Origin of the sequence: Lactococcus sp. bn62 (assembly GCF_029492705.2) — a bacterium.
Taxonomy (GTDB): Bacteria; Bacillota; Bacilli; order Lactobacillales; family Streptococcaceae; genus Lactococcus; species Lactococcus petauri.
Map to the genome: position 1 here is coordinate 2,124,596 of NZ_CP120417.1, position 12,118 is coordinate 2,136,713.

The window sequence follows — 12,118 nt, forward strand, 5'->3', positions numbered from 1 at the left end:
CATTGACTCGCTGTTGAAGCATCTATTAGTGTGAGTTTAACACATATTATTTTTGAAATACATTAGACCTTATTTCGCTGGTATGATAAAATAGAAACATGAAAAAAATCGTAATCACTTTCCTCTCCTTACTGCTTTTATTCTCTCCTTTGGCTACTATAAATGCTCAAGCTGAGGATTTTTCTGTGGCAGCAAAATCTTCTATCGCCGTAGATGCAAGCAGTGGCAAAATCCTTTATAGCCAAAATGCAACGGATTCAAGCACGCGCATTGCTTCAATCACTAAACTTTTAACGGCCTACTTGGTTTATAAGAGTGTCGATGAGAAAAAAATTGCTTGGGATACAAAAGTACCTATTTCTGACTATGCTTATAATTTAACAATGAACAGCAACGCAAGTAATATCCCACTTGCTGAGGGAACTGAAGTCACGGTTAAAGATTTACTTAATGCCTTGCTTTTACCCTCAGCTAACTCCGCTGCTATAGCCTTGGCAGAAAAAATTGCTGGTTCGGAACCGAAATTTGTTGATATGATGATGGCTCAATTGAAAGAATGGGGCATTACAGATGCTGAGCTTTATACTTCTTCTGGCCTCCCAAACAGCGAGCTCGGTGAAAATATTTATCCAGGATCTACTGAAAATGATGCCAATACAATGAGTGCTCAAGATGTTGCCATCATGTGTACACATCTCCTCAAAGATTATCCCGAAATATTGAAAATCACCGAAAAAACAGAACTTCCATTTGATAAGGGAGGTCAATCTGAAACTACTTTAGCAAATACTAATCAAATGTTGCCTGGGTTTACAACAACACGTGCCGGTGTAGATGGCCTTAAAACTGGTTCAACTTCATTTTATGTCGACTGCTTTGCTGCTACAACAGTTCAAAATGGGTTCCGTATTATTACGGTTATTTTAGAAGCTAAAGACCCTTCTGTAGATAATTCAACACCTTTTACACTCACTAATGATCTTATGAACCAAGTTTATGCTTCTTGGACAAATGCAGATATTATTAGTAAGGATGAGCAACTCAGCGATTTCGCTAGACTTCCTGTACGAGACGGAAAGAAAAACAGTATTGATCTTATAGCTAAAGATAACTTCTCCGCTGTAGTCCCCTTAAAAAATGGTACAGCCGACATAAATGCAATTGAAATTACCTTTGATCGCGATCCTAAAACAAATATCGAGGCTCCCATCAAAAAAGGAGAAGAGTTAGTTCAGGCTACAGCTACACAAAAAGATAAGCTCGGCTATCTCCCAGGTTTTTCAGGTTATCATTTTCCTCTTACAGCTAAGACAGATGTGGAACGTGCAAATGTCTTTGTCGTGATGTGGAATAAATTCGTCCGTTTTGTAAACGAAAAACTCTAATAAAAAACTTTCTTGTACAAGAAAGTTTTTTATTTTATAGAATTTTCTAGTTTAGAATGACGATAACTGTAAACAAAGTAGAAACCAGCTGCAAACATAAGTAAAATTAGAAGAAAAAGCCATATTTGGGTATGATAGTGGACGATTAAAAAGCCATTGACAATAATTGATAAGATAGGAATCAAAGGTACTAGTGGAGTTTTAAACTCATGAGGTTGTGGCAACCCTTGTTCCTTACGAAGCTTTAACAAACCAAGAGCTAATACAATCAGATATAACAATGTAGATAAGCTCAAAAACTGACTGAGATAAGACATAGGAACAAAGCCAGCTATCAACATTGAAGTACCTCCAATAACGAGTGTAGCATTAATTGGTGTTTGGTGCTTAGCTGAAATTTTACTGAGCTTTGGAGGTAAAAGCCCATCACGACTCATAGAGTAAAGTAAGCGTGATAAGGCATAGGACATGGTGAGAGCAACACTGAGCAAAGTAATCACCGCTATAATAGAAATATAAGTCGCTGCCCACTCAACTCCAAGATAAGCAAGAGCAAATGCAATAGAGTTTGTGACATTTAGCTTATAATAAGGCACTGTTCCTGTAAGCACCAATGTCACAATAATATAAAAGACTACAGCAACAAAAAGTGAACTAATTACGCCATAAGGAATATTTCGACGGGGATTTTCAGCCTCATCTACCGCTGTCGACACTGTTTCGTAACCAATAAAGGCAATAAAGAGCATCGAAGCACCTGGTAAGATACCCGATTGACCACCGATTAAGGAACCCAAGCCAAAAGGTGCAAAGTTAGACCAATTTGCAGGTTCCAGATAAAAAAGACCAACAATAGCAAAAACAATTAATGCTGAAAATTTTAAAACAACGAGAGTATTATTCAAATGTGACACTGTTCGGGTGTTTAAGAAAATCATCACCGTTATGGCAGCCACTACCAACATTGGAATTAAATCAATAGAAAAACCTGAAGTATGGCCAAATGAGCCTTCAAATCTGGAAGGAAGTTGCAAATGCAGCAAGCCTTTGAAATAACCACTCCATGACTTTGCAACGATTGCAATTGTTGTAAAAAATTCAATTGCCAAAAGCCAGCCTACGATCCAAGCAGGAAATTCTCCAAAAACAGCATAAATGTAGCCATAAGGCCCACCTCGGCTTGGTACACGTGAAGCAAACTCAGCAAAGATTAGAGCTGACAACCCTACAGCAATCCCTGCAATAATAATGGATATAATAAGCGAAGGCCCAGCAATCAGGGCTACACCAACACCAGTAAAAGTAAAAATACCTGCTCCCACCATTGATCCTAGACCTAATAAAGTTAAGTCCATCGAATTAAGAGTACGTTTCATTTCACTTTTTTCTTGAACTACTCTTTTACGAAAAATGTTCATATCACTCCTCTATCATCATATTTTTACATTTCTTCAGCACATCAATTATTGATACCTTTTGCTTTGACAATAGCAAGTAAGATTGCTCCAATAATAAACAATACTGTACCTATAGTAATGTAGGCTAACTCCTTTTTTGTTTTTTTCTCGCCTAAAAAGAGAATACCTCCAATTGTTGAAATGATTACTCCTAATTGGGAGAAGGAAAAAGCAATAGCATTCCCTGCCAGTGAAGCTGCGAGTAACATAAAAACATTACCCACGCCCCACATTAGTCCAACAAAAATATTTTTAAAAACAACTGCTTCCATTTTTATATCACCACCAGAAAGAACAAAAGCACCTACAACCATTCCGATTGACATTGGAAAAATAATTGTTAATGTATCAAAATGAATATTGAACCACAGAGCGGATAAATTATTAAACAAAATCACATAAGATACATAAGCTAAAGTCGAGTAAGCTAAACAAATCAAACCTCTAACATAGTGATGTTTTTCTACAGCAATGGTATTTTCAGGATCTCTTTTTGCAGAAAAATAGAAACCAACGATTAAAGCTAAAATGGCAATAAACCCTAATGTATATTGAATATTTTGGGTCCACTCATGGAAAATGAAGACACCGATTAGTGCTGCCAAAACGAGTTGGGACCCCGCAGATAAAGGACCAGCTACGGATACACCGAGATATTTCATAGAGTGAAACTGTCCACTTTGACCAATTGCCCAAATAAAGCCACCAATAAAACCAATAAGAAAAATAGGAAAACTTAATTGAGGTTGACGGATAAGAAATACTATCAGAGCAAAGACAAAGGCTCCAAAAGTCATCCCCAAAGTTTGTTGTTTTGCTGTTCCACCGATTTTATTTGATACAAAACCAATGGATCCCCATGCGAACATTGGGACGAGAGCGAGTAAAATTCCTTCCATTTCAGCCTCCAAAATAAATATTAACTAAAAATCTTCTTATTTTAACATTATTATACATAAATAACAATGCATTCTTCTTATCTATTTTTTAATTTGATGCACTTTTTAACCTACTATTTTAAATGAGTATTAATAGCTAGTCTTTTAAGCCTTAAAGTATTGATGGAAAGTTCTAACTACTCTTCCATTCTTTTAAAAGTTTATTTTTGACTCATTTTTATCACACTTTCATTCTAACAAAATAAAGAATCGAAAAAAAATAAAACACGCAAATACGTGTTTTATCGCTTTTCAATACAAATCAAAAAAGGTGGTGTATGGATCTGGTTCAGAGGCTCATATTTCATCACATGCCATTGTGCTTGGGGAAGCTCACTTGCCCAAGCAAGAACAGCATTTTTTTCACTTTGACCACCTTCGTGTCCGTAATAAACAACAAGCATAATCTGCCCATGAGGTAGAAGTTTTTCTTTTAGGATGTCTAAAGCTCTTAAAGTCGTACTGGGCTGTGTAATAACCGATTTATCTGCCCGAGGCAAATAACCTAAGTTAAAAATAGCAGCTTTTACAGAATCCTTGACATATTTATCAATACTCTCATGGCCATCTAAGATTAACTTGGCTTCTAGTTTTTTTTCTTGCAATAAAGCTTGGGTTGAAACTAAGGCTTCCTTTTGCACATCAAAGGCATATACCTTATCCGTCAAACCTGCAAGAAAAGCTGTATCCCAACCATTCCCCATGGTCGCATCAACGACCACATCACCAGACTTAATTGTTTTAGATAACATCTGATGTGCCATCTCAATTGGTCTAAGCATAGGTAATTGACTCCACTTTTCTAATATTTTTACAGCCTTGAACAGAGCCACGTCGCTCCATTTCACGATCAATCGCATTCAAGACTTCCCACTTATTTAAAGACCACATCGGACCAATCAAAGCCTCACGGGGTGCATCCCCGGTGAGCCGATGAATAACAATTTCTTTAGGTATCATCTCTAGCTGATCACAGATAATCTTTACATATTCTTCTTGAGACAAGAGTTGTAAACGTCCATCATGGTAATCACGTTGCATTCGCGTATTTTTCATTAAATGCAGTAAATGAAGTTTGACACCCTGAATATCCGAATCTAAAATCATGCGGCGTACATTTTCTAACATCATTTCATGGCTTTCACCAGGTAATCCATTGATCAAATGGACACAAACATTAATATTATGCTCACGTAAACGAGCTACGGCATCCGTATAAGTTTGGTAATCATGTGCTCTGTTAATTAAATCACTTGTCTTTTCAAATGTTGTTTGAAGACCTAAGTCAATCCAAACTTCCATACGCGTATTAAGTTCCGCCAGATAATCAACCACATCTGGTGGAAGACAATCAGGTCGTGTTCCGATAGATATACCCACAACATCCGGCTGGTTCACAGCCTCTTCGAAACGTTCACGTAAAACCTCAACTGGAGCGTGAGTATTGGTAAAGTTTTGAAAGTAGGCGATATATTTTTTTACACCAGGCCATTTTTTATGAAAAGCCTCAACTTCCACACGAAATTGCTCTGCAATTGGTGCATCAGGCTCTAATATCAAATCACCAGAACCAGATACGGTACAAAATGTACAGCCGCCATGTGCAACAGTCCCATCCCGATTGGGACAATCAAAACCAGCATCAATGGGAACCTTAAAAATTTTTTCTCCAAAAGTCCCTCTTAAATATTCGTTCCATGTGGTATAGCGTTTTTGCATAATATATTACTTCCTTCAGTATCTACTATTATAACACAACAAAAAAAAACAGCCACAGGCTGATCTACTTGACTGCGGATGTCGGGCTCGAACCGACGACAACACGATTAACAGTCGTGCGCTCTACCAACTGAGCTAATCCGCATAAAACAAAACCCGATCATAAATCGGGATTTGAGAATATAGTCCGTACGGGATTCGAACCCGTGTTACCGCCGTGAAAAGGCGGTGTCTTAACCCCTTGACCAACGGACCATATAAACTTGGTATTTACCCTATCTCGCAGGGGGCAACCCCCAACTACTTCCGGCGTAATAGGACTTAACTTCTGTGTTCGACATGGGAACAGGTGTATCTCCTATGCAATGAATACCAAATCATGGTCTGAATGTATTGAACACTCAAAACTAAATAACAATCTCTTGATAAATAAGTAAAGCTGAACTCATATGTTCTATTACTTGGTAAAGTCCTCGAGCTATTAGTACTGGTCCGCTCCATCCCTCGCAGGACTTCCACTTCCAGCCTATCAACCTGATCATCTCTCAGGGCTCTTAATTCATAAAGAATGGGAAATCTCATCTTGAGGTGGGCTTCGCACTTAGATGCTTTCAGCGCTTATCCCTTCCCTACATAGCTACCCAGCGGTGCTCCTGGCGGAACAACTGGTACACCAGCGGTAAGTCCACCCCGGTCCTCTCGTACTAAGGGCAGATCCTCTCAAATTTCCTACGCCCGCGACGGATAGGGACCGAACTGTCTCACGACGTTCTGAACCCAGCTCGCGTGCCGCTTTAATGGGCGAACAGCCCAACCCTTGGGACCGACTACAGCCCCAGGATGCGACGAGCCGACATCGAGGTGCCAAACCTCCCCGTCGATGTGAACTCTTGGGGGAGATAAGCCTGTTATCCCCAGGGTAGCTTTTATCCGTTGAGCGATGGCCCTTCCATGCGGTACCACCGGATCACTAAGCCCTAGTTTCCTACCTGCTCGAGTTGTAGCTCTCGCAGTCAAGCTCCCTTATACCTTTACACTCTACACATGATTTCCAACCATGTTGAGGGAACCTTTGGGCGCCTCCGTTACTCTTTAGGAGGCGACCGCCCCAGTCAAACTGCCCGACAGACACTGTCTCCCACGCCGATTATGCGTGTGGGTTAGAGCAACCATGAAGCAAGGGTAGTATCCCAACAGCGACTCACTTGAAACTAGCGTCCCAAGGTCAAAGTCTCCTACCTATCCTGTACATGCTTCACAGGTACTCAATATCAATCTGCAGTAAAGCTCCATGGGGTCTTTCCGTCCTGTCGCGGGTAACCTGCATCTTCACAGGTACTAAAATTTCACCGAGTCTCTCGTTGAGACAGTATCCAAATCATTACGCCTTTCGTGCGGGTCGGAACTTACCCGACAAGGAATTTCGCTACCTTAGGACCGTTATAGTTACGGCCGCCGTTTACTGGGGCTTCAATTCAGAGCTTCGCCTAAGCTAACCCCTCCTCTTAACCTTCCAGCACCGGGCAGGCGTCACCCCCTATACATCACCTTGCGGTTTAGCAGAGAGCTGTGTTTTTGATAAACAGTTGCTTGGATCTTTTCACTGCGGCTGTATTTCTACAGCACCCCTTCTCCCGAAGTTACGGGGTCATTTTGCCGAGTTCCTTAACGAGAGTTCTCTCGATCACCTGAGGCTACTCGCCTCGACTACCTGTGTCGGTTTGCGGTACGGGTAGTATTGAATTAAACGCTAGAAGATTTTCTTGGCAGTGTGACATCAAGGGCTTCGCAACCGTAGTTGCTTCCCCATCACAGCTCAATGTTAAAGGAAAATGCATTTGACACATTCCACACCTCACTGCTTAGACCAGAATCCATTAACTGGCTCCCTTTAGCCTACTGCGTCCCTCCATCACTAACAATACTAGTACAGGAATATCAACCTGTTGTCCATCGACTACGCCTTTCGGCCTCGCCTTAGGTCCCGACTAACCCAGGGCGGACGAGCCTTCCCCTGGAAACCTTAGTCTTACGGTGGATAAGATTCTCACTTATCTTGCGCTACTCATACCGGCATTCTCACTTGTAATCGCTCCAGCACCCCTCACGGTATACCTTCATCGCTGATTACAACGCTCTCCTACCATTTAATTAATATTAAATCCACAGCTTCGGTAATATGTTTAGCCCCGGTACATTTTCGGCGCAGGGTCACTCGACTAGTGAGCTATTACGCACTCTTTGAATGATAGCTGCTTCTGAGCTAACATCCTAGTTGTCTGTGCAACCCCACATCCTTTTCCACTTAACATATATTTTGGGACCTTAGCTGGTGGTCTGGGCTGTTTCCCTTTCGACTACGGATCTTAGCACTCGCAGTCTGACTGCCGCACATGTGTATTAGCATTCGGAGTTTATCTGAAATTGGTAACCCGAGATGGGCCCCTCATCCAAACAGTGCTCTACCTCCAATACACTTAAATTGCGACGCTAGCCCTAAAGCTATTTCGGAGAGAACCAGCTATCTCCCAGTTCGTTTGGAATTTCTCCGCTATCCACAAGTCATCCAAACACTTTTCAACGTGTCCTGGTTCGGTCCTCCAGTGCGTCTTACCGCACCTTCAACCTGCTCATGGATAGGTCACTAGGTTTCGGGTCTACATCATGATACTAAAGCGCCCTATTCAGACTCGCTTTCGCTACGGCTCCGCCTCTTCAGCTTAACCTCGCATCATAACGTAACTCGCCGGTTCATTCTACAAAAGGCACGCTCTCACCCATTGACGGGCTCGAACTTCTTGTAGGCACACGGTTTCAGGTGCTATTTCACTCCCCTCCCGGGGTTCTTTTCACCTTTCCCTCACGGTACTGGTTCACTATCGGTCATTAAGGAGTATTTAGGCTTGGGAGATGGTCCTCCCGGATTCAAACTGGATTTCGCGTGTCCAGCCCTACTCAGGATACTGCTAGGTATAAAGTCTATTTCAAATACGAGGCTATTACTCTCTTTGGCTTACCTTCCCAGGTAATTCTTCTATAGACTTTAAGTCCACGTTGCAGTCCTACAACCCCAAGAAGCAAGCTTCTTGGTTTGGCCTGTTTCCCGTTCGCTCGCCGCTACTTAGGAAATCGTTTTTACTTTCTCTTCCTGCAGGTACTTAGATGTTTCAGTTCTCTGCGTTACCTTCTCGTAAGCTATGTATTCACTTACGGATACTATGCATAACATAGTGGGTTTCCCCATTCGGAGACCTAGGGATCAATGCGTACTTACTGCTCCCCCTAGAATATCGTCGTTAGTCACGTCCTTCTTCGGCTCTTAATGCCAAGGCATCCACCGTGCGCCCTTATTAACTTTGCCATTAAAACAAGTATAAGTTTTTTCGAACTATTTAAAATAATTCGCAGCTTTACAGAAATGTTTTACCATTTCTCGGTTTATTTATCGTTATAAGATATTGTTATTTAGTTTTCAATGATCAATTCCTATTTTAACGTCTTCGTTGACAAGATACTGTCGTATCTTATGGAGCCTAGCGGGATCGAACCGCTGACCTCCTGCGTGCAAAGCAGGCGCTCTCCCAGCTGAGCTAAGGCCCCTTCTCTCAACGCAATCTTCTCTATCTTGCATCAAAAGACTGCTTGTTTGGTCTTTATAGACCCCTCAAAACTGAATAAAGTAGAACAACATCTTTTTTTATATTCCTTAGAAAGGAGGTGATCCAGCCGCACCTTCCGATACGGCTACCTTGTTACGACTTCACCCCAGTCATCGGTCTTACCTTAGGAAGCGCCCTCCTTGCGGTTAGGCAACCTACTTTGGGTACTCCCAACTTCCGTGGTGTGACGGGCGGTGTGTACAAGGCCCGGGAACGTATTCACCGCGGCGTGCTGATCCGCGATTACTAGCGATTCCGACTTCATGCAGGCGAGTTGCAGCCTGCAATCCGAACTGAGAATGGTTTTAAGAGATTAGCGCACCCTCGCGGGTTGGCGACTCGTTGTACCATCCATTGTAGCACGTGTGTAGCCCAGGTCATAAGGGGCATGATGATTTGACGTCATCCCCACCTTCCTCCGGTTTATCACCGGCAGTCTCACTAGAGTGCCCAACTTAATGATGGCAACTAGTAATAAGGGTTGCGCTCGTTGCGGGACTTAACCCAACATCTCACGACACGAGCTGACGACAACCATGCACCACCTGTATCCCGTGTCCCGAAGGAACTCCTTATCTCTAAGGATAGCACGAGTATGTCAAGACCTGGTAAGGTTCTTCGCGTTGCTTCGAATTAAACCACATGCTCCACCGCTTGTGCGGGCCCCCGTCAATTCCTTTGAGTTTCAACCTTGCGGTCGTACTCCCCAGGCGGAGTGCTTAATGCGTTAGCTGCGCTACAGAGAACTTATAGCTCCCTACAGCTAGCACTCATCGTTTACGGCGTGGACTACCAGGGTATCTAATCCTGTTTGCTCCCCACGCTTTCGAGCCTCAGTGTCAGTTACAGGCCAGAGAGCCGCTTTCGCCTCCGGTGTTCCTCCATATATCTACGCATTTCACCGCTACACATGGAATTCCACTCTCCTCTCCTGCACTCAAGTCTCCCAGTTTCCAATGCACACAATGGTTGAGCCACTGCCTTTTACATCAGACTTAAGAAACCACCTGCGCTCGCTTTACGCCCAATAAATCCGGACAACGCTTGGGACCTACGTATTACCGCGGCTGCTGGCACGTAGTTAGCCGTCCCTTTCTGGTTAGATACCGTCACTTAAGTAATTTTCCACTCTACTTAACGTTCTTCTCTAACAACAGAGTTTTACGATCCGAAAACCTTCTTCACTCACGCGGCGTTGCTCGGTCAGGGTTGCCCCCATTGCCGAAGATTCCCTACTGCTGCCTCCCGTAGGAGTCTGGGCCGTGTCTCAGTCCCAGTGTGGCCGATCACCCTCTCAGGTCGGCTATGTATCATCGCCTTGGTAGTCCTTTACACTACCAACTAGCTAATACAACGCGGGATCATCAAGTAGTGAAGCAATTGCTTCTTTCAAATAAGAATCATGCGATTCTCATTGTTATGCGGTATTAGCGTTCGTTTCCAAACGTTGTCCCCCGCTACTCGGCAGATTTCCCACGCGTTACTCACCCGTTCGCCGCTCTTCATAAAAATAGCAAGCTATCTTTAATCATCGCTCGACTTGCATGTATTAGGCACGCCGCCAGCGTTCGTCCTGAGCCAGGATCAAACTCTCATTTAAATTTAGTTCATCAAATGAACTGGCTGTTGTTTTGTCTTTCATTATTGAATTGACAGTTGGTATACAAGAAGTTAACTTCTCGCATATAGTCATTCTACTTTATTCAGTTTTCAAAGGTCTATCGCTCTCGTAAGAGATACGCTCTCTCGCGACAACTATTATATTCTATCAAACTCACTTTGTTCTGTCAAGAATAAACTGTGATTTTTCTCCCTTTTTTTTACACTCGTTCGGAAAACCCCGCCGTTGTCACGTTTCATCACTTATTTTTTTTGTGTTTTATTCTCGTTTTTGTCATTTTGTGGTATTATTAGCTCATGGAAGAAAAAATTTATCTACTAAATATAGAAGATATTAGTAAAAATCCTTATCAACCCCGCAAACATTTTGATCACGATAAGTTAAAAGAGTTATCACATTCTATAGAAATTAATGGTGTTCTTCAACCCATTATTGTTCGTAAGAGTAATCTTTTTGGCTATGAACTTCTAGCAGGAGAACGGCGTTTGCGTGCATCAAAACTGGCGAAGCTGGATAAGATACCAGCGATTATTCGTTCTTATTCTGATAAGGATATGATGGTGCTCTCTATTTTAGAAAATTTGCAGCGTGATGACATGAGTCCATTAGACGAAGCTGAAAGCATCAAAAAAATTTTAGAAAAAAGCTCATTGACTCATGATGAAGTTGCTCAACATCTCGGAAAATCTCGTTCCTATATTTCAAATCTCTTGAGAATTTTAAAGCTTCCTCAAGAAATACTTCATCTATTAGAAGAGAAAAAAATTAGTTTAGCTCACGCCCGGACACTTCTTGCTGAAGAAAATAAAGAAAAACAAGTTTCCTTAGCTCATAAAGTCATTCAGGAAAAACTTAATGTGCGACAACTTGAAGATATCATTTACCAAAAAGTTGCCACTAAAAAAACGAATAATAAAAAAAGCATTTATATAGAAGAAAAGGAAAAAGAAATTGCAAGATGTTTAGGTGTAAGTAATAAAATTTCATATAATGAAAAGCACCAAAATGGAAAACTAGAGTTGCATTTTGACAGTTTAGAAAAACTCGAAGAACTCTTGAATAAACTCACAAAAAATCCACAGTGAATTCACTGTGGATTTTTTATCCCAAGATTTATTCACAAAAATTTTGTTTTCCTTTTTTGTGGAAAAGTTTAGAAACGCTTGTTATAGCCTTCGCCTCCTGTGGAAAACTTTTTATCCTTCCACATTATCCACATTTTTGGGGATAGTTATCCACTTCTGTGGAAAAATCGTATTTTTTTTCAACAGCGGTGGATAAATAGTTATCAACATGATATAATAGGTTCTACTTAATTTTAATATATTAGAGGAAAAAT

At 41.7% G+C, this 12,118-nt stretch carries 6 protein-coding genes, 3 tRNA genes and 3 rRNA genes; 2 read left to right on the plus strand and 10 right to left on the minus strand.

What is annotated here, in order from left to right; all coding sequences use genetic code 11:
• Positions 1–98: 98 nt before the first annotated feature.
• A complete protein-coding gene (locus tag P3G65_RS11090) occupies positions 99–1,385 on the plus strand; it encodes a serine hydrolase (RefSeq protein WP_019292790.1) in 1,287 nt (428 codons plus the stop codon).
• A gap of 29 nt (positions 1,386–1,414) precedes the next feature.
• Here the strand turns inward: P3G65_RS11090 and P3G65_RS11095 are convergent, their stop codons facing one another.
• The 10 genes from P3G65_RS11095 to P3G65_RS11140 form a co-directional block, all read right to left on the minus strand.
• Positions 1,415–2,803, minus strand: a complete 1,389-nt coding sequence (locus P3G65_RS11095; protein WP_019292789.1) for an APC family permease — start codon at positions 2,801–2,803, stop codon at positions 1,415–1,417.
• A gap of 41 nt (positions 2,804–2,844) precedes the next feature.
• Positions 2,845–3,741 carry a GRP family sugar transporter gene (locus P3G65_RS11100; protein ID WP_019292788.1) on the minus strand — a complete coding sequence of 299 codons (897 nt, stop codon included), beginning with the start codon at positions 3,739–3,741 and terminating at the stop codon, positions 2,845–2,847.
• A gap of 281 nt (positions 3,742–4,022) precedes the next feature.
• Positions 4,023–4,562, minus strand: coding sequence for a class I SAM-dependent methyltransferase (locus P3G65_RS11105; RefSeq protein WP_019292787.1), 540 nt, complete (start codon positions 4,560–4,562; stop codon positions 4,023–4,025).
• Positions 4,555–5,499, minus strand: a complete 945-nt coding sequence (locus P3G65_RS11110) for a TIGR01212 family radical SAM protein (protein ID WP_019292786.1) — start codon at positions 5,497–5,499, stop codon at positions 4,555–4,557. The genes P3G65_RS11105 and P3G65_RS11110 overlap by 8 nt, the downstream gene beginning before the upstream one ends.
• 72 nt (positions 5,500–5,571) lie before the next feature.
• Positions 5,572–5,644, minus strand: a tRNA-Asn gene (locus P3G65_RS11115).
• 38 nt (positions 5,645–5,682) lie between these two features.
• Positions 5,683–5,754: transfer RNA gene (locus P3G65_RS11120), tRNA-Glu, on the minus strand.
• Between the two features lie 6 nt (positions 5,755–5,760).
• Positions 5,761–5,876, minus strand: a 5S ribosomal RNA gene (gene rrf, locus P3G65_RS11125).
• Positions 5,877–5,960: 84 nt separating this feature from the next.
• Positions 5,961–8,860 (minus strand): 23S ribosomal RNA (locus P3G65_RS11130).
• A gap of 166 nt (positions 8,861–9,026) precedes the next feature.
• Positions 9,027–9,099: transfer RNA gene (locus tag P3G65_RS11135), tRNA-Ala, on the minus strand.
• Positions 9,100–9,209: 110 nt separating this feature from the next.
• A 16S ribosomal RNA gene (locus P3G65_RS11140) occupies positions 9,210–10,758 on the minus strand.
• The 16S, 23S and 5S rRNA genes sit together here with 3 tRNA genes alongside, the layout of an rRNA operon.
• Before the next feature lie 317 nt (positions 10,759–11,075).
• Here P3G65_RS11140 and P3G65_RS11145 point away from each other — a divergent pair.
• A complete protein-coding gene (locus P3G65_RS11145; RefSeq protein ID WP_019292465.1) occupies positions 11,076–11,864 on the plus strand; it encodes a ParB/RepB/Spo0J family partition protein in 789 nt (262 codons plus the stop codon).
• Positions 11,865–12,118 lie beyond the last annotated feature (254 nt).